This window comes from Streptomyces sp. NPDC057474 (genome assembly GCF_042802555.1).
Classification (GTDB): Bacteria; Actinomycetota; Actinomycetes; order Streptomycetales; family Streptomycetaceae; genus Streptomyces.
Map to the genome: position 1 here is coordinate 1 of NZ_JBHVDX010000100.1, position 17,480 is coordinate 17,480.

The 17,480-nt window shown below is 68.2% G+C and carries 14 protein-coding genes, 1 tRNA gene and 2 pseudogenes; 7 read left to right on the plus strand and 10 right to left on the minus strand.

Annotated features, from left to right (window positions below; all coding sequences use genetic code 11):
* From ACFU53_RS25765 to ACFU53_RS25775, 3 genes are all read right to left on the minus strand, one after another.
* Nucleotides 1-576 (minus strand): calcium-binding protein (locus tag ACFU53_RS25765; protein ID WP_383996870.1); only part of this gene is annotated, 576 nt, incomplete at its 3' end.
* Nucleotides 577-906: 330 nt separating this feature from the next.
* Nucleotides 907-2,064, minus strand: a complete 1,158-nt coding sequence (locus ACFU53_RS25770) for a hypothetical protein (protein ID WP_383996873.1) — start codon at nt 2,062-2,064, stop codon at nt 907-909.
* Between the two features lie 370 nt (nt 2,065-2,434).
* Nucleotides 2,435-2,749, minus strand: a complete 315-nt coding sequence (locus tag ACFU53_RS25775) for a hypothetical protein (RefSeq protein WP_383996876.1) — start codon at nt 2,747-2,749, stop codon at nt 2,435-2,437.
* 152 nt (nt 2,750-2,901) lie between these two features.
* Here ACFU53_RS25775 and ACFU53_RS25780 point away from each other — a divergent pair, with 152 nt between their 5' ends.
* The 4 genes from ACFU53_RS25780 (at nt 2,902) to ACFU53_RS25795 (ending at nt 6,559) form a co-directional block, all read left to right on the plus strand.
* Nucleotides 2,902-3,159 carry a GntR family transcriptional regulator gene (locus tag ACFU53_RS25780; RefSeq protein WP_383996879.1) on the plus strand — a complete coding sequence of 86 codons (258 nt, stop codon included), beginning with the start codon at nt 2,902-2,904 and terminating at the stop codon, nt 3,157-3,159.
* Nucleotides 3,156-3,302 (plus strand): DUF6879 family protein, encoded by a 147-nt coding sequence (locus tag ACFU53_RS25785; RefSeq protein WP_383996954.1) that lies wholly within the window; start codon nt 3,156-3,158, stop codon nt 3,300-3,302. The genes ACFU53_RS25780 and ACFU53_RS25785 overlap by 4 nt, the downstream gene beginning before the upstream one ends.
* 68 nt (nt 3,303-3,370) lie before the next feature.
* The gene (locus tag ACFU53_RS25790) at nt 3,371-5,797 is read left to right on the plus strand and encodes an FG-GAP-like repeat-containing protein (RefSeq protein WP_383996882.1); all 2,427 of its coding nucleotides are present in this window, start codon (nt 3,371-3,373) and stop codon (nt 5,795-5,797) included.
* A 324-nt stretch (nt 5,798-6,121) separates the two neighbouring features.
* Nucleotides 6,122-6,559 carry a hypothetical protein gene (locus ACFU53_RS25795; protein WP_383996885.1) on the plus strand — a complete coding sequence of 146 codons (438 nt, stop codon included), beginning with the start codon at nt 6,122-6,124 and terminating at the stop codon, nt 6,557-6,559.
* Here the strand turns inward: ACFU53_RS25795 and ACFU53_RS25800 are convergent.
* Nucleotides 6,541-7,026 (minus strand): DUF6174 domain-containing protein, encoded by a 486-nt coding sequence (locus ACFU53_RS25800; protein ID WP_383996888.1) that lies wholly within the window; start codon nt 7,024-7,026, stop codon nt 6,541-6,543. The two genes, ACFU53_RS25795 and ACFU53_RS25800, sit on opposite strands and share 19 nt — an antisense overlap.
* Before the next feature lie 142 nt (nt 7,027-7,168).
* Between ACFU53_RS25800 and ACFU53_RS25805 the strand changes: the two genes are divergently transcribed.
* The gene (locus ACFU53_RS25805) at nt 7,169-7,540 is read left to right on the plus strand and encodes a hypothetical protein (protein ID WP_383996890.1); all 372 of its coding nucleotides are present in this window, start codon (nt 7,169-7,171) and stop codon (nt 7,538-7,540) included.
* Nucleotides 7,541-7,579: 39 nt separating this feature from the next.
* On the opposite strand, the pseudogene ACFU53_RS25810 reads toward ACFU53_RS25805, so the two are convergent.
* From ACFU53_RS25810 to ACFU53_RS25820, 3 genes and pseudogenes are all read right to left on the minus strand, one after another.
* Nucleotides 7,580-7,942: pseudogene (locus tag ACFU53_RS25810) on the minus strand (DUF234 domain-containing protein); the annotation flags it as partial.
* Nucleotides 7,943-8,035: 93 nt separating this feature from the next.
* A tRNA-Gly gene (locus ACFU53_RS25815) sits at nt 8,036-8,108 on the minus strand.
* A 132-nt stretch (nt 8,109-8,240) separates the two neighbouring features.
* Nucleotides 8,241-8,852, minus strand: a complete 612-nt coding sequence (locus ACFU53_RS25820; protein WP_383996893.1) for a hypothetical protein — start codon at nt 8,850-8,852, stop codon at nt 8,241-8,243.
* Nucleotides 8,853-9,038: 186 nt separating this feature from the next.
* Here ACFU53_RS25820 and ACFU53_RS25825 point away from each other — a divergent pair, with 186 nt between their 5' ends.
* Complete coding sequence (locus ACFU53_RS25825; protein WP_383996896.1) at nt 9,039-9,452, plus strand: cupin domain-containing protein; 414 nt, start codon at nt 9,039-9,041, stop codon at nt 9,450-9,452.
* 62 nt (nt 9,453-9,514) lie between these two features.
* On the opposite strand, the gene ACFU53_RS25830 is transcribed toward ACFU53_RS25825, so the two are convergent.
* Complete coding sequence (locus ACFU53_RS25830; RefSeq protein ID WP_383996957.1) at nt 9,515-10,861, minus strand: glycoside hydrolase family 43 protein; 1,347 nt, start codon at nt 10,859-10,861, stop codon at nt 9,515-9,517.
* Nucleotides 10,862-10,929: 68 nt separating this feature from the next.
* The gene (locus ACFU53_RS25835) at nt 10,930-12,930 is read right to left on the minus strand and encodes a ricin-type beta-trefoil lectin domain protein (RefSeq protein ID WP_383996899.1); all 2,001 of its coding nucleotides are present in this window, start codon (nt 12,928-12,930) and stop codon (nt 10,930-10,932) included.
* Nucleotides 12,931-13,154: 224 nt separating this feature from the next.
* On the opposite strand from ACFU53_RS25835, the pseudogene ACFU53_RS25840 reads away from it, so the two are divergent.
* Nucleotides 13,155-13,280 (plus strand): annotated as a pseudogene (locus tag ACFU53_RS25840) (HAD family hydrolase); the annotation flags it as partial.
* A gap of 105 nt (nt 13,281-13,385) precedes the next feature.
* On the opposite strand, the gene ACFU53_RS25845 reads toward ACFU53_RS25840, so the two are convergent.
* Nucleotides 13,386-17,306, minus strand: coding sequence for a glycoside hydrolase family 2 TIM barrel-domain containing protein (locus tag ACFU53_RS25845; protein WP_383996902.1), 3,921 nt, complete (start codon nt 17,304-17,306; stop codon nt 13,386-13,388).
* Nucleotides 17,307-17,480 lie beyond the last annotated feature (174 nt).

Below are 17,480 nucleotides of genomic sequence, written 5' to 3' on the forward strand. Positions count from 1 at the left end.
GACGTGGTCCCCCGTGGCCTTGGCCGTCGAGGTGGTGCTGTTGCCGGCGAAGGTCCAGCGCCAGTAGCCGTCGGCGGCGGCCTTGACGGTGGCCTTGAGCGCGCCGCCGCCGCCGCTGGTGACCGTCTTCACGGTGCTGTACGTGGCGCTGCCCTTCTTACGGAACTGCAGCTTCACCGACCGTCCCGAGTAGCCCGCGTTCTTGTGGGTCTCCCAGTCGGCGCGGGTCAGCTTGCCGGTGACGGTGAGCTTGGCGTTCTTCTTCACCGGCTCGGGGGCGGCGTTGACGCTCAGCTTGGCGAGCCGCCGTACGGTGAAGGTGTCGGCCCTGTCCGTGATGATCCAGTCGCCGTCCTTGGCATCCACCGTGGCGTGGACGTACCAGGGGTCGTCGGCCGGGCCGTTGCCGTAGAAGCTGCTCGTGTTGATCGTCCAGGACCCGGTGCACGTCGAGGTCGTAGCGCTCTTCGCGGTGCATGTGAGCCCCCGGTCCGACGCCAGGTACAGGTAACTCGGCAGCCCCACATGCAGGTTCATCCCGTCGATACCCGAGTCGTCCCGCGCCGTGACGCTCACCTTGAAGGTCTCGGGTGCCGTGGGCCCCAGCGCGAGTTCGGCCCCGCCGTTGACGACGACATCGGTGATCGTCGTGTCACCGTCGGCATGAGCGGCCGGGACGGTGAACGCCGAGAGAGCGAGGGCACCGCAACTCGGTGGCGGCAGGCCGCTCCACCACCGGCGCCGGAACCGTCACCGTCTACACCACCACCTGGTCGGCGGCGGGCGACAGCCTCCACCACCTGCAGGGCGCGGTGGACGCGGCCCTGTGCGCCGAGGACCGCCAGGCGCCTGGAGGGCATGGCGGCAGCGCCGGCTGCCGCCATGCCCGGTTCTCCCCCCGGCTGGTCAGTTGGTGCAGCCGGGGACGGCTCCTGGGGGTCGGCAGTTGTCGGGTGTGTTGCCAAAAACGAAGCTGCTCACCAGGTTGACCGTGCTGCCGGGATTCTCGAAGATGCCGCCGGCTTCGAGCACGGCGCCGTTGCCCGTCACAAAGCTGCCTGTAAGAGTCGTAGTGCCCGTGCCGTTGTAGAGCCCCCCGCCCTGGGAGCCCGCGGCGGTGACCTTGTTGTTCGAGAGGCTGGTGGAGTTGAGGCTGAGTGTGGCGTAGTTGCGGATCCCGCCGCCCTCGTTCTCCGCGCTGTTGCCGTTGATGGAGCTGAAGTTGACGATCATGGAGCCGGTGAGGTTGAAGAGGCCGCCGCCGATTCCGGCGGTGTTCTTCTGCACGCTGCTGCTGCTGATCGTCGCGGTGCCGGTGTTGTAGACACCGCCCCCCACGCCTCCCATGAGCGGGGCGGAGTTGTTGCGCACAACGCTGGACTGCAGGTTCAGGGTGCCGAGGTTGTGAATGCCGCTGCCGTGATGGGCAGTGTTGTCCGACACGACGCTGGAGCGGGCCGTGACGCTGCCGCCCAGGTTGTAGAGGCCGCCACCGCCGAAGAAGACGGTGTTGTCTCTCACCGTGCTGCTGGAGATCGTGGTGCTGCTTCCGCTGAGGGAAGCGATGGCGCCACCCTCCTGAGCGGTGTTGCCGGTCAGGTTGCTGCTGTTGACGGCCAGGACACGGCCGGCGTTGACCAGGATGGCGCCGCCGTCCTCGCTGCCGTCGACGGTGGGGTTGCCGTTGCGCAGGTTGACCCTGTTGAGGGTGAGTTTGCCGTCCGTGCCGCCGACCTCGAAGATGCGGAACTTCGGGGTGCCGGTCGCGGTGGCGCGTTCGATGACGGCGTTGGAGCCGTTGATGGTGATGGGCTCGGTGATCACCGGCAGTCCGTTCGGTCCGCTGCCGCCGACAGCAGGCTCGACCGTGTCGAGGGAGTAGACGCAGTCCGGGGTCAGGTCGATGGTGCCGCCGCCCGCCAGATTGGCGGCGTCGATGGCATCCACGAGGGCCGCCTCGTCACAGGTGATCGGTGCGGCGTGGGCGGGGGCAGGGATCGTGGCAAGCCCGAGGGCCAGCCCGACCGCGGTGAGCACGCTGCCCGCCTTGGGTGCGAATCGCACGACAGGTTCCTTATGTTGTGGGGGAGCCCGGTCGGATCCCGCTGCGATCAGGATCTCCAGGACGCGGGGGTCTCGCCCTCTGGGAGCGGCGAGGGGGTGAACACCGGTCTCGGCGTGGCGCGAAGCCAGAAGACTCCAGCGAGGCGTCCGGCGCCTGCGGACGCCTCCGCGTTGCGGGCCCGCGGTGGTGCCATCGCGGAGACGATGCGTCCGGGCCGGGCGGAGGTCGCTGCGGTCCTTCTCCGCTTCCCAGGGACATCGGCCAGCCGAGACACGGGCCCACCTTCCCCATCGGTGACGAGACAACAGGCCGTTCCCTCGTCCCCGGCTCAGGGCAACAGCCGCACCTCACCCGCCGCTTCCGCCCCCATCAGGCGACCTCCACCCCATGAATCCAGTACGACCCGGGCATGTCCAACCCCATCGCCGCCATGGCCAACTCCCGCCGCCGCAGCCGTTGCTCGTGGGCGGCGAGGTAGGGGCGCACGGCGATGGTGGCGGCGCCGTCGAAGTGCTCGTCGAACCCGTACGGGGATCGATGCGCCGGGAGTGCGGTCGGGGGCGTCTCCGTCCAGTCGGCGGGTGGTGGCACGACGACGAGACGGACACCGGCCCGCCGCCTGCCCGTACCGGGAGTGAACAGAAGCCGCAGCCACAGGGCGCTACGGCGGATAAGGTCGAGCATCGTCGACGCTCCTCATCCAGCGTTGGTCATGCCCCGGGAGGTCTAGCCACCTCGCCGGGGTTTTCTGTGAGCCAAGCTATGCCTGTCTATAGCTATTAGCTAGTGTAAGTCTCTATGTTGTTCGCATGTCTTTCGATGCCTACAGTCAGCCCGTGACTGAGTTTGACCCGACCAGGCCCAAGTGGGTGCAGATCGCCGAGGTCCTTCGAGCGAGGATCGCGACCGGCGAGTACCCGCCCCGAACGATGATCTCCGAGGTCCGACTGGAGCAGGAGTTCGGAGTCGCACGCGTCACCGTCCGCAAGGTGACGGCTGCTCTGCGGACGGAAGGCCTGATCACCACGACCCCGGGCATGGGCTCCTTCGTCGCCGAAAGGCCCGCCACCACAGGTGACGCCCCCACCGGCTGACCGATCGCCCCAACCCCCTTGGTGGGGTACAAGACTTCTGGATGTTCGACCGTTCGCGGATCGTGCTCGTGCACTACGAGGCGGACGGAACCCAGAGCAACCGAGAGGCGTACGAAGGCGACCCGGCCCCGTTCCGGGAGTGAAAGTGGGCAGAGTGTGGGTGATGTGATGGGTGTTCATATCCCCACAGGACTCGGCAGCAGGAGAAGACATGACCGGATCGCCCAAGGCGATCACACGCTTATGGACGTGGTTCATGGCCACGGTGATCGCCGCGACGGTGCTGGTGATCGCCGAACCCGTGCCCACCCGCGTACACGCCGCCCCGTTGGAGCAGACACCCTTCATCACCTGGAACATGCAAGGCTCCAGCGGCGGCCGGAAGTGGACGGACACCGTCGCGAGGCTGGCTCCGCAGGTGCCGCTCATGATGCTCCAGGAGGTCGGGCCCACACCGCCGCCCCACTCCAACCGGCCGGGAATCGGCCCGGTCGAGACCCTGACCCGTGGGAACGAGACCGTCACCCACACCCGCTGGACCTGGGGCACTGAAAGGACGCAACCGGCCCCGGCCCACATCTACTTCCTGCAGACCGACAGCAACGGCGGAACCGCCGTGGGCGGCCGGGTCAACACCGCCATCCTGAGCCACGCCGAACCGGATGAGGTTCAGGTGGTGACCAACCCGGTCAACCGCGGTCGTACGGCACTGGGCGTGCGGTTCGGAGACGACTGGTATTTCAGTTTCCACGGTCTGTCCGGCGGTGGCGGCGACTCCACAGGCATGATCGACGCGATCGCCGGCGAAGTCTATTGGTGGTCCGTCAACGCGAACCGGAACTACACGTGGACAGTAGGGGGTGATCTCAACGTCACGCCGGCCGGGTTCACGCAGCGTGGCACCAGCACCCTCGCCTACCTCTACGACAGCGAGGAAGCGACGCACCAGACCGGGTACGAGCTGGACTACGCGGTCGCCTCGCGTGATGTCGGTGCCGACTACCCGGCGTACCGGCTCGACGGCGCCGGTTCGGATCACTACCCCGTGCAGGTCGGCGGGGTGCGGGCCAGTGGCGAGGTCCTGCAGCCGCCGCTTCGCGAGGACATCGTGCTGGACCCCGCGGGCGATTCGACCACGTTCGGCGAGAACAGCACCGACAAGAACGGCTACCGGCTCCAGCTCTACGACGACCTGGTGGGCGAGCCGCTCCACACCGGCGCGCTGCCCTACGTCGAGATCGACGGCTCGCGGTACCGGAGGGACTTCGTGGGCGACCAGCGATCGGGCAACCTGCCCGATCCCGACCACGACGGTGTCTCCGGTGAACGGATCGACGAGATCATGGAGCGGGTGGACTGCACCGTCCCCGCCCTCCGCCCCAACATCGTGACGCTGCACGTCGGCCTGAACGACATGAACCAGCAGTGGGACCTGCCCAACGCGCCCCGCCGGGCCGGTGCCCTGATCGACCAGATCCTCGCGGACGCACCCGAGACCGTCGTCATCCTCGCCAGCGTCATACCGGCATCCAAGCCGGGCATGCAGCCCCGGATCGACGCCTTCAACGCCGCGCTTCCCGGGCTGGTGAAGGAGCGGCAGGACAAGGGCAAGCACGTTCTGCTGGCGCCCATGGACATGGTGCCCGTCGCCGAGGTCGACGGCGCGCATCCCAACGACGCCGGGTACCGCAAGATGGCCGAGGTGTTCGGCAACGCGATCTGGCGAGCCCATTACCTCGGCTGGATCAAGGACCCCGTTTCCGGCAACGGACAGGAGTGCCCCGCCGAGTCCGAGTCCGGGAGCAAGGCCGGTCCCGGCTGGCGCTCGCTGGGAGTCGTCGCCCCCGGCATGACCAGCCCCGAAGGCCGCACCGACCTCGCCGACTTCAACGGCGACCAGCGCGCCGACTATGTGCGCATCCCCGACGAAGGCCCGATGCGCATCGCCCTGAACACCCACGCCAAGCCCGGGAAACCCCACTGGGTCGAGGTGAGCACCGGCATCACGGTGGACGACGCCGAGCGGTTCAGGTTCGCCGACCTCAACGGTGACGGCCGTGACGACCTTGTGCTGATCAACAGCTCCTCTGACGGATGGCTGGTCTACCAGGAGAACAAGGGCGTCAAGGACGGCAGGATCACGTGGAACGAGTTCGCTGTGAGCATCAAGGTCGGGGTCACCGGCGTCCGCCGCGAAGCCGTCCGGTTCGCCGACGTCAACGGTGACGGCCGCGACGACTACCTGAGGGTCGGCGACAGCGGAGCTGTTCACGCCTACCTCAACCTGCCGACCGAGGACGGCTGGTACCGCTGGGAGGAGGTGCTGAACTGGGCCCCCGGAGTCTCCTACGGCTCCCGCGACAAGCTGCGCCTCGCCGACGTCAACGGGGACCGCAGGGCCGACTACCTGATGGTGGGCGGCGACGGGTCCGTGCACGCCTACATCAACAACGGCCTGGAAGGCACCGGCCCCGACGGACGTCGCTTCACCGAGCACCTCGATTTCGTGAGGGCGACGGGCTATCCGGGGGACAAGTCCGCGTTCCGGGACATCAGCGGGGACGGAAAGGCGGACTACGTCCTGGTCTACGGCGGCGGCTCGGTCCGCGCGTGGCTCAACCGGGGAGGCAACACCTGACACGGTGAAGGCAGAGCCCGTGACGGGTTCGGCGCTCCGGCGTCGACCACGTCGGCGGGTGACGGGGGCCGCCCCTCGGCGGTCCCCGCTCAATCCCGTGTCCCGAGCGACCAGGTCCTGCGACGCGGTCACGGGGTGTAAGGCAGTTGTGGGACGCAGTGCGCCTAGGGGCAGGGACGAAGTTTTTTGCCTGCTGCTGCACTCCAAGGAAGTGGCGGCCGAGGTCGCGCCTCCGGGGGTACCCGAGATTGAGCAATCCGCAGGCGTTACACGTACCCCTTGCCGAGTGCACTCGGTGCGTAGAAGGCGAACGGAGATCAGGACGTGGTGAGGAAGCTGTCGCGTGGCGTCGCGCTGGCTGCGAGCCTGGCTGTCCTGCCCTTGATGGCGGCGTGCAGTGGTGGTGACGGTAGTGACAAGGCCTCGGGCAAGGAGACGGACGAGTCCAGTCCTGTCGCCGCGGTGGTCGCGCCGGCCAAGGTTGAGGTGATCGCTCAGCTCACGGGGTGCAAGGTGAAGATCCGGACCGAGGCGGAGGAACTGCGCGAGGGCGTGTGTCAGACCGCTGAGGGGGACTACCTCATCACCACCTTCCCCAAGGACGAGCTGAAGGAGGTGTGGCTGGAGTCCGCCGCCATCTACGGCGGCAAGTACCTGGTCGGCCCGCGCTGGGCCATCTCCGCCAAGCCCGACGTGCTGGAGCCGTTGAAGGCCAAGGTGGGCGGCACGATCCGGGACCTGAGTCAGCCGAGCGCCTCGTAGTCGCTGAGGGCGTACGCCTCCTCGTCGTCGATCGCGTCCTCCTCCCGGTCGATGGAGATGCTGGTCGGACGGCCGTCCTTCGCGTACTCGACCTCCACGACGTCGGCGCCCTCTTCCCGTGCCGTCTCCGCCTTCTTCAACAGCCCGGCGATGGTGGGAACTTCGGACAGTTCCTGCTCCACCACCCGTCGGCCGCTCTCGTCGACCCCGGCGGCCTCCACGATCTTCCCGTCCCGGACCGTCACCTTGAACGTCCCGATCAGTGACCGCTCCCCCTCGCTCGACTTCAGCGTGTAGCTGTACGCGGAGGGCTCCTCCCAAGCGGGCGCCGAGCCCTTCGTCGTCGTCGGCCCCTTCGCCGCCGTCGACTCCTCCCCGCACGCGGAGAGTGCCCATATCAATGTTCCGGCCATCACAGCGGTGGGCAGAGCACGGTGACGGACTCGTACGGCAGTGGTCGTCGGCATGGTGGTGGCCCCCTTCGAAGACGCTGTACCTCTGAGACGCCGGGCGGGCCGGCAACGTTCGGCGGGGTTGCCGCCGACACGCGTTCCAGCTGTGGCGGCCGGAAGGCTCTGTCCGGGGACGGGCAACGGGCAGGATGGCCTCATGACGAAGCTGTCCGTACGTTCGGTCCGTCGTGCCTCCTCTGGTTCGGTGCTGTCGTTGTGGTCGCAGGACTCCGTGTTGTCGATCGGGTCGGTCGGATCGGTGCTCTCCGTGGGATCCGTCGGTTCGGCCTTGTCGGTCGGTTCGATCGGGAGTGCCCTGTCGGTCGGCTCGATCGGTTCCTCCCTGTCGCTGATCTCAACCGGGTCGTGGCTGAGTACAGGGTCGTTGTTCTCCGCGCAGTCACGGTGGTCGGTGCTGTCGTGGCGTTCCAACGGTGGCTTCATGGCCGTCGGAGCGGTGGGGGTGGCGGCCGGAGGCGCCCTGCTGTTGGCCCGGCTGCTGCACAAGGCTGAAACCGTCACCCCATGACAACGTTCTATGGAACCCGCTCACGCCCTGCGCCAGGCCGGGCTCGTCGGTGATCGACGCCCGGTGCTTCTGCAGCGCGGCCAGGTCGTGGTTGTCGAACGCGGAGTTCTCCGGCCACTTGACCGAGCCGAGGAAGAGCAGCTGCCTGGACACCGGCTGCCGGTCGGCGCCCACCAGGTCGATCTCGACAGCGTTGCTGCGGGTCCAGTAGGCGCCGATCGCGGGGGCGGCGGGCAGGTGCCCGTCCGGCAGGAGGCGGGCGAGGGATTCCCGGACCAGGGGTTCGATCGCGCGGCCCCGCCAGCTCGTCCACCGCTCCTTGATCCGGCCCAGCGTGAGATCTCCCCGCATCCGTTCGATCTCCGCCATGTGCGGATCCAGGAACGTGAGCAAGAACCGCAGGTCGGCGGCGGCTCTGGTCGATGGTGGGGCGACTGTCAGCCCCGTACAACGCAAGAACCCCACTTCGCATTGAGCGAAGTGGGGTTCTTGTACTGGAGCGCCGGGCAGGCCTTGCACCTGCATTTCCCCGCAGGAAGCGGGGCGTCTTTCCTTGGACCACCAACGCATTGAGTACTACCGAAGTTTGTGTTCCGGTGAGCGGCTCGTGATCAACTATAGCGGATCTTCAGGGGGGTTGCATCCCGGCTTCCGGCCGACCGGGATCCGGCGGCTCCGGCGGGATCCGGCGGGATCCGGGTCAGAGCAAGTACGCCTGCGGGGCGTACTCGACGCGGAGGTACTTGGCGTTTCGCTCGCCCAGGGCCTCGCGGAGGATGGGTTCTGCGGTGTTGGGGTCGTCCACGCCGATCTCGATGAAGCCGGTGCCGTCCAGGCCGGCCTCGCGCAGGTTGAAGGTGCCGTCCCAGCGGCTCATGTCCTCGCTGATGAGGTCGAGGAGGGTGTTGAGGTCCTTCTCGTTGATGTCGCGGTCGTGGAGGCGTATGGTCACGCCCTTCTCGGCCGCTTCGCAGACGGCGGTGTCGAAGGGCTTGGAGGGGATGCGGTAGACGTCCAGGGTGGCTGTCTCGTCGTCCAGGGCCATGCCGGTGTAGATCGCGGAGTGGCGGCCGGTGGCCAGCTTGTCCACGTAGCCCAGGGTGCGGTCCAGAGGGGTCTCCTCCGGGAAGCCGTCCCTGGCGTTTCCGGTGAGGCTGCCTTTCGGCTGGGTGCCGTGGCAGATCCTCGAAGGGGACGATACGGCCTCCACATTCTGGGCGTCGGCCGCTGATCCCTGGAGGGTGCCGAGGGCCACCAGGGCGGTGGCGATGGATACCGCTGCGCTGGTCCTTGCGTGCGTCCGGCCGCCCATGTGTGCCTCCCGGTCCATTCGTGCGCCGCGCGGGTCTCCGTGTCGGCGGGACCGCGATCGGTACTGAGACGTGGGAGACCGCCCAAAGGTTCGCCGCGTGGGGCAGGCCGTCTGGGCTGTCACGGCTGTCACAAGCGGGGCGGTCGTCCTGTCCTCATTGCGGACGGTCTCTGTTTGGAGGAGTACATGAGCGCTCAGCACGCACACCTGCCGCCGGGCATCGAGGTGATCACGACCCTGCCGGAGGCGGCGGCCCTGATCCCGGGCGGTGCCGAGGCCAGGAGCGTCCGGGTCACCCTGCCGCCCGGTGACCCCGGCGCGCCGCCGCACCGGCACCCCGGGCCGCTCTTCGGCTATGTGACCGAGGGCGAGATCCTCTTCGAGCTGGAAGGGCAGCTGCCCCGGGTCCTCAAGGCCGGGGACGCCGTGTTCGAGCCCGGGGGCGACGTGGTCCACTACCAGGGCGCCAACAACCTCCCCGACGCACAGTCGCAGCTGGTCGTGACCATGTTCGCGCCGCCGGGTGCCCCGCTTCTGACCGTGCTCAGCGCGGCGGAGCTCGCCGAACGGCGACACCTACGGGTTGCCCACCAGCCATGACGCGGGTGCCGACCGGGGCCCGTTCGCGCGGGCCCCGGCGGCATGCATGACCGACTACTACCTCAGTAGCCCACCCGGAACGTCGCGTCCGCACGTTCCGTCGTCGTCGAGATCGGGTCGATCCGCAACGCGTATCCGCTGTGGCGGATGTAGCGCGTCGGGTTGTTGAACGAGCGGAAGGAGGACCACGTCGAGTCCGCGAGGCCGGAGACGCGGGTGAACGTGGCGTCGGCGGCGAAGGTCGATGTGCCGTCGTTCGCGTCGAGGCGGAGGTTGTAGTTGTAGTGGCGGAGGTAGCGGGTCGGGTAGTTGACCGACTGGAAGGAGACAGAAGACGAGTCCGCCAGGCCCGGGACCAGTTTCCACTGGGAGTCCGGGAACGGGTCGAAGGGGTACTCGTCTATGCGGCCCACGAAGCCGCTGTGGCGGACGTAGCGGGACGGGTAGTTGTAGGACTTGAGGCGGTTCCAGGTGGGGGCGCCCCACTTGGTCAGCAGGTTGCTGTACTCGGTCGACGTGATCGGTTGGATGCCGCAGTGCTTGGAGTTGAGCGGCTGGGTGTAGAGCTTCTGGTCGAGTGCCGTCCAGGTGCCGGCGGCCAGGTCGCTCGACTGCCAGACGTAGAAGACGCCGTTGGGGGTGTATGTGTCGCCCCAGAGGTACCAGGAGCTGGAGGTCAGGGACTTCACCACCGTCGGGGCCTCTGTGCCGCCGTGGGACGCCGCCGTGCTGAACGGGGTGAAGCTGCCGGGGGTGAGGGTCGTGGAGCGGGCGCCCACCAGGGTCTGGTTGACCTTGTGGTAGAGGTAGTTGACGCCGTTCACGCCGACCGTGAGGTTGCCGTCGATGATGTCGTAGCCGGGGTCGAAGAAGACCTGGGGGCTGGTCGTCGTGACGAAGTCGGTCGTGTAGCTGACCATGATGACGTTGTGGCCGCTGCTGTTCACCGAGGAGTAGAGAATGCCGTACTGGCCGCGTGCGGCGTCCCAGTAGGCCTCGGGGGCCCAGCTGTGGGTGGTGGTCATGTTGTGCAGCTTCAGCAGGCGGTAGCCGGTGAAGGTGCGCAGGTCGGTGGAGTCCCAGACGTGGATGTACACGCTGTTGCGGGTCCAGTCGGTGCCCGAGAGGTCCGTCGCGAGGACCACGAACGTACCGTCCTGCTTGCGCATGACGAAGGGGTCGCGGAGGCCACCGGCGCCGAGGGTCGGGGTGACCACGGGGGCGTTCTGGTTCAGCGGGGTCCAGTTCAGGCCGTCCTGGCTGACGGCCAGGTGGAGGCCGTAGTTGGCCTCCAGCATGGTGTTGGACTCGGTGAAGTAGACCATCGCGTACGCCGAGTCGGCGGCGTGGGCGGTGCCGGCGCCGAGGGTCAGCGCGCCGGTCGCGGCCAGGGGGACGGTCGCGGCCATGCCGAGGAACGTACGGCGGGAGAACCCGCTCGCGTCCGGAGCGGTTCCGTTCACAGGGGTCACGGGGCTCACGTCTGGCTCCACTTCTGGTTGTTCTGACCGTTGCAGGACCACAGAACGAGCTTCGTGCCGTTCGCGGTGGCGGCGTTGTAGGCGTCCAGGCAGAGCCCGGAGTTGACGTTGACGAGCGTGCCGTCGCTGTTCACGTTCCACTGCTGGTTGGTGCCGCCGTGGCAGTCCCAGATGACGACGCGGGTGCCGTTGGAGGTGCCGCGGTCCCAGGCGTCCAGGCACTTGTTGCCGTACACGACGAGTTCCTTGCGGGAGGTGTACGTCCAGGCCTGGTTCTGGCCGCCGGTGCAGTCCCACAGCTGGGCGTCGGTGCCGTTGGTGATGGTGTTGTCGTTGATGTCCGCGCAGCGGCCGGAACCCGTGCCGGTGATCAGCGTGCCGTTGGTGCCCGGCAGCGGTCGTACGACGATGCCTTCGAGGGTCGGGGCGCCGGAGAACGCGATGGTGTTGGCGCTGCCCTTCGTCAGTGACATGGCGACGGAGATGTTGCCGGGGGACGAGCCGGTCGGCGGGAAGGAGACCTTCGTCGGCGTCTGGCCGTTGACGGTGAGCGTCCCGACGCGGGCCGACGACGTGTTGTTGGTGTAGGAGACGTCGACCGTGTTCAGGCCGGTGTTTCCGGCGACGACTCCCGAGAAGCTCGACGTGCCGGTGTACGTGCTCGACGACTGCTCGGTGCCGCCCTTGACCGTGAGCATCACGGAGGTGCCCGCCGGGACGCTGGTGGTGTAACTGGTGCCGGGCGTACCGACGTTCGTACGGCTCCACAGGTTGCGGACCGTCGCGGCCGCGTTCGTCAGGCCGAGGTCGGACCAGCGGACGGTCATGTTCTGCGTGGTCGAGGTGCGGTTGAGGAGGACGACCGCGCGGTTGCCGCTCCCGGAGAGGACCTTGCCGTACACCTGCAGGCCGGTGGTGTCCTCGGCGACCTTGACGCCCTGTTGGCCGCGGGGGTCCTGGTCGACGGCGATGACCTCGGGGTTCTTGAGGATGTTCGCCGTCTCGGTGGTCATGGTGGAGAGGTCGTTGCCGGCGAGCAGCGGGGCTCCGGAGACCGCCCACAGGTTCATGTGGGTGCGGTCCTGGGCGGCGGTGAGTCCCATGCCGATCATCAGCATGTCGGGGTCGTTGTAGTAGCCGGTGTGCTGGGCCGTGGGGTGCACGTTCCGGTCGTAGTTCGTCAGCATGCCGGCGTACGTCAGGCCCTGGCCGTGGTAGAAGATGTCCGTGTTCGTCCGCCACATCGGGCCCATGCCCGGTGCCCAGTTCCAGGGGTTGGAGTAGCCCCAGTTGCACAGGGAGAGGGCGAGGGGACGGCCGGTGGTGGCGGTCGCGGTGGCCACGGCGTCGCTGATCGCCTGGTAGGTCGTCTTCGGGTCGAGGCCCTCGGCGTCACCGCCGCACCAGTCGACCTTCACGAAGTCGAAGCCCCACTTCGAGAACTGCGTCATGTCCTGGACGTAGTGGCCCTCGCTGCCACTGCCGGGCGCGGCGGGGCGGCCGGTGGGGAAGTAGTAGCCGCAGCCGTCCTTGCCGGCGTCGGTGTAGATGCCCGCCTTCAGGCCCTTGCTGTGGATGTAGTCGGCGATGGCCTTCATGCCGCCGGGCCACTCGGCCTCGTCGATGGTGATGTTGCCCGCGCTGTCGCGGGTGCCCTGCCACCAGCCCTCGTCGATGTTGATGTACTCGTAGCCGGCCTCGGGCAGCCCGGCCGCGACGAACGCGTCGACCTGCTGCTTGATCACGTTGTAGTCGACCTTCGCGGCGAAGGCGTTCCAGGAGGCCCAGCCCATCGGGGCTTCGGGGACCGGGATCTGACGATCCGTCACTGCCACTGGTGCGGCGTTGAGCTCGGTGACGGGTGCGGCGGTGTCACTCGACGGCTGCGCGAAGAGCAGGGCGGCCGCCGCGGTCGTCGCCAGGGCGAGGGCCCGTACGGCGGCCGTTCTGCAACGGCGCTTGAAGCCCACGGAGTTGGTGCGGGGAGGGGGGGACATGCGGCTCCTTCGATGGATATCCGGGGGTCGATATCTCGAACAAGGATCGGCTCGCCGAACATAGTGGCTGGCCGAAAGTAGAGCCGGGAGAGAAGGAAGTCAACGGCTGTGACACGGGTGGTTTTTGAACCGGTCACAAAGCGAAGACGCCGAGCCCGGAAGGGCTCGACGTCGAGCTTCGGCGGTCGGGTCTTATGACGGGAACACGGACACGCCGAGTCGGGGAGCGCTGGATCGACAAGAGTCGCGGACGGCTCACCACGAAGTCGGCCAACGAACTCGCTGACGCGGTGCTGGCGACCGGGTCTCTGGACTGGTTGCGTACAGCGCTCGGTGAGAAGCGGAGTTGATGTCGGCCCGGTAGTCGGGGCAGGCCCGGCGAGACGCTCGGCCGGGAGTGCCCGGCCGAGCGCTTGTCGTGGTCGTATGCCGCTACGCCGACTCAGTCCTGCCCGCTACTGCGTCGCCGTCGGCCTCCTCGACGCCGTCGTCGCCCCCTCCACGTCCGTCAGCGGGCGCAGCCGGTACGTGTACGCGTAGTCGCGGTTGGCGAAGAGCTTGTACTCGTCGTGGGTGTGGGCGCCCCAGCTGTTGTCGCCGCCGACTCCCATCTGGCGGTGGTTGACGCGCAGGACGACGGTGTCTCGGGGGGTGAGGTGGTAGTCGTGGCGGAGGCCCGTCGACAGGTCCTCCGGGGTGAAGTACGAGGCGTTGATCTCGATCAGTGAGTCGCCGGAGACCAGCAGGCCCACCCCGTCGCGGTCGGTGACGGCGGCCCAGCGGACGTCGGTCTTGTTGCCGTTCTCCTGGGGGCGGATGTAGCCGGACCACTGGTCGGCGACCTCGCCGGAGTAGAGGCCCACGTCGGTGCCGTTGTTGCGGTCCCAGTGGTTCTCCTCGGGGCCGCGGCCGTAGTAGTGCAGGCGGTCGAGGCGGCGGTTGAGGAGGAGCAGGTTGCCGATCTCGGGGATGTAGGGGAGGGAGGCCGCGCCCGGGTGCAGGGTGTTGTCGACCCTGATCTCGGCATTGCCGAACACCGTGTAGGTGGTGGTGTACGTCGACTCGGCGGTCGTCGGGAGCGTGCCGCTGACCTTGATCTCCACGGCCCGTTCGCCGAGGGCGCGCACGGTCACGCCCGTGACCTTGCGGTTCGTGCCCGCGTCCCGCCAGGTCTGGTTGCGGGTGTGCTGTCCGTTGCCGTGGTCGTTGTCGGTGGGGGCCCGCCAGAAGTTGGGCACGGGGCCGGAGGCGATCAGCCGGGTGCCGCCTGCCTTGTACGACGTGATCGTGCCGCTCGCCTTGTCGACGGTGACGGAGAAGCGGCCCGGGTAGCCCTTGCCGGTGACCATGACGGCCTCGGCGCTCTCCTCGTACGTGAGGACCGGGACGTCGGCCAGCGGTACGGGTGTCACCGCCGGGCTGCCCGCGTCGACCGGCAGCTGCTGCCGGGCCACCTCGAAGCCGGACCTGGCCCACGGGGTGGCGTCCTTGGTGGTGAAGGAGAGCTCGAGGAAGTACTCGGTGCCGGGTGCGGGGGAGGAGGGGAGGCGGAAGGGGACGGTGATGTCCTTGGTGGAGAGGGGGCCGATGTCCAGCTGGGCGCGGGTGAGGCGGCCCTGCTGGACCTTCTTGCCGTCCGCGACCAGGGTCCAACTGCCGTCGAGTTCGCGGAGGTTGGTGAAGAGGTACTCGTTGGTGAGGGTGACCGTCTTCGAGGTCAGGGTGTCGCCGGAGGCCGGTTTCGCGTGGACGGCCTGGTAGATGCGCTTGACCTCGGCCGCCTTGCCGGTGTGGCCCCGGTCGGCCTTGACGATGCCGTCCGCGACGAACGCTCCGTCGTTGGGGTTGTCGCCCCAGTCACCGCCGTACGCGAAGAACGAGCGTTCCTTCGCGAATCCCTCCTTCTTCCGCTCCGTCACCTCGACCGTCGCCGCGTCGAACCAGAACCGCACCCCGTCGTCGCCGGGCCCACGGCCGTCGGAGGCCAGCTCGGCCCCGGTCAGGGCGCGCGCGTACACATGGGCCCGCCGGATCGTGCCGCTGAACTCCCGCGTCGGGTTGTCCGTGTCGGTGCCGAGCGCGAGCGGCGCGGTGTTCACGCCGGGCCGCCGGGTCGTGGTGCGGGTCGCCTTCACCTCGCCGTCGACGTAGAGGGTGAGGGACCCGGCCCCGGCGTCGAAGACACCGGCCACGTGGTGTTCGCGGCTGGTCCAGCCGTCGGCCGGGAGTCCCCAGCTGACGCTGACCCACTGGCCGCCGCCGTGGATGAAGAACTCGATGCTCTGGTTGGACTGCTTCAGCGCGTACTGCGTGTCGCCCTTGGCGATGATCGGCTGGTGGCCGCCGGTGACATGCGGGGTGACCCAGGCCTCCAGCGTCAGGGAGCCGGTGAGGTCGAGGGCCGGGTCGCGGGTGAAGCCGGTGGCGCCGGAGAGGCCCTTGTCGCGGCTGAACGTTCCTGCGGCGGTGAGGAGCTGACCTTGCAACCCGCTGGGGCCGGCATCGGTGAACACCTTCAGCCGCGGGATCGGCCAGGTCAGCGACTGGTCGACGAAGTCCCAGATCCAGCCGCCCTGCAGGACGGGGTAGCGCCGGATGAGATCCCAGTACTTCTTGAAGTTGCCGGTCGAGTTACCCATCGAGTGCGAGTACTCGATCATCACGTACGGCCGGGTGTCCGAGGTGTCCTTCGCCCGCTGCTCGACCCGCTGCGGACTGTCGTACATCTCCGAGCGGATCTGGCTGATCGTCGGCCGGTCGTCGCCCTCGTACTGGATGACGCGGGTCGGGTCGTACGACTCGATCCAGTCGCGCATGGCGACGAAGGTGGAGCCGCCGCCCGCCTCGTTTCCGAGGGACCAGATGACGACGGAGGCGTGGTTCTTGTCGCGGTGGACCATGTTCCGGGCGCGGGCCACGCAGGCCGTCGTCCAGTCGGCGTTGTTTCCGGGGAAACGGTCCCGGATGCCATGGGTTTCCAGGTTCGTCTCGTCGACGAGGTAGAGCCCGTACTCGTCCGCCAGCTCGTACCAGAGCGGGTTGTTCGGGTAGTGCGAGGTGCGGACGGTGTTGATGTTGAGCCGCTTGATGATGCCCATGTCCTCGACCAGGTCGGCGCGGGTGAGCGCCATGCCCCGGTCGGGGTGCATCTCGTGCCGGTTGGTGCCCCGGAAGGAGACGGGCTGCCCGTTGATCCGCATCAGCCCGTCCTTGAGCGCGAACTCGCGCAGGCCGACCCGGTGGGACAGGGTCTCGACGACCTTGCCGCGCGGGTCGCGGAGGCGGAGCACGGCCGTGTAGAGGGTGGGGTGCTCGGCCGACCAGAGCTCGGGTGAGGGGACAGACCTGCTCGCTTGTACGGTCACGTCCTCGCCGGTCGCGGAGGCGGCGACGGCCACGGACTGGACGAGGGGACGCGACCAGACGGCGTGGCCCCGGGCGTCGTAGAGCTGGGTTTCGACCGAGTACGACCCCTCGTGCCCGGCCTCGTACGCGCGGACGCTCGCGGTGACGGACAACTCGGCGCTCGTGTAGCCGTCGCCGAGCGGGGTGTCCAGCTTGAAGTCGCGCAGGTGCACGGCGGGGGTGGAGTAGAGGTAGACCGAGCGGAAGATCCCGCTCAGCCGGATCATGTCCTGGTCCTCCAGCCAGTCGCCGTCCGAGTACCGGTAGACCTCGACCGCGATCTGGTTCGTGCCCGGCTTGAGGTGCTCGGTGATGTCGTACTCGGCCGGGTCGTACGAGTCCTCGTGATAGCCGACGAGTGCGCCGTTGATCCACACGTAGTGGGCCGACTTGACGCCCTCGAAGTGCAGGAAGGTACGGCGGTCGCCGGCCGTCCAGTCCTTGGGGAGGTTGAAGCTGCGCCGGTACTGGCCGACGGGGTTGTAGCGGGTCGGCGCGTTCGGCGGCTGCGCCTCCTCGCCGAGGCCGTTCGGGCCCCACCACGGGTAGGTGATGTTGATGTAGATGGGGAAGTCGTAGCCGTGCAGCTGCCAGTTCGACGGCACCGGGATCGTGTCCCAGTCGCTGTCGTCGACGTCCGTCCGGTAGAAATCCTCGTCCCGGTCGCCCGGCCGGTCCACGTACGCGAACTTCCACTTGCCGTCGAGGCTCAGCCGGTACGGGGAGCGGGTGCGGTCGCCGGTGAGCGCCTGTCTGACGTCCGCGTACGGCATGAGGGTGGTGTGGGGCGGTTCGGCGCCGACCTGGAAGAGCGCCATGTTGCCGGACCACTCGGGGGTGCCGTCGGCCTTCGCCTCACTGCGGGGGACCGCGTACGCGTCGCCGCCGGTGAGGGCCAGGGTGCCGAGGAGGGCGGCGCCGCCCTCCAGCAGTCGACGGCGGCTTACGGGGTGCGGGTGCGGGTGGTGCATTGCCGGGGCCTTCCTCGCGACGACATGGGGGGTGCATCTACTGAGGAGCGTCGGTTGCTGTCCGATGTTGTTGAAAAACCGGGCCCACCCTAGGACTTCGAACAGAAGCGGATCAATGACTCTGTCGGACTTTGTGCGGTCGTGAGGGTGGGAGCGGTCGTGCGGGTGGAGCCG

Excerpts from the sequence above, each read along its gene's own strand:
- ACFU53_RS25775 (WP_383996876.1), bottom strand. The coding sequence starts at position 2,749 with ATGCTCGACCTTATCCGCCGTAGCGCCCTGTGGCTGCGGCTTCTGTTC.
- ACFU53_RS25790 (WP_383996882.1), top strand. The coding sequence starts at position 3,371 with ATGACCGGATCGCCCAAGGCGATCACACGCTTATGGACGTGGTTCATG.
- ACFU53_RS25800 (WP_383996888.1), bottom strand. The coding sequence starts at position 7,026 with ATGCCGACGACCACTGCCGTACGAGTCCGTCACCGTGCTCTGCCCACC.
- ACFU53_RS25805 (WP_383996890.1), top strand. The coding sequence starts at position 7,169 with ATGACGAAGCTGTCCGTACGTTCGGTCCGTCGTGCCTCCTCTGGTTCG.
- ACFU53_RS25820 (WP_383996893.1), bottom strand. The coding sequence starts at position 8,852 with ATGGGCGGCCGGACGCACGCAAGGACCAGCGCAGCGGTATCCATCGCC.
- ACFU53_RS25825 (WP_383996896.1), top strand. The coding sequence starts at position 9,039 with ATGAGCGCTCAGCACGCACACCTGCCGCCGGGCATCGAGGTGATCACG.
- ACFU53_RS25830 (WP_383996957.1), bottom strand. The coding sequence starts at position 10,861 with ATGGCCGCGACCGTCCCCCTGGCCGCGACCGGCGCGCTGACCCTCGGC.
- ACFU53_RS25835 (WP_383996899.1), bottom strand. The coding sequence starts at position 12,930 with ATGTCCCCCCCTCCCCGCACCAACTCCGTGGGCTTCAAGCGCCGTTGC.
- ACFU53_RS25845 (WP_383996902.1), bottom strand. The coding sequence starts at position 17,306 with ATGCACCACCCGCACCCGCACCCCGTAAGCCGCCGTCGACTGCTGGAG.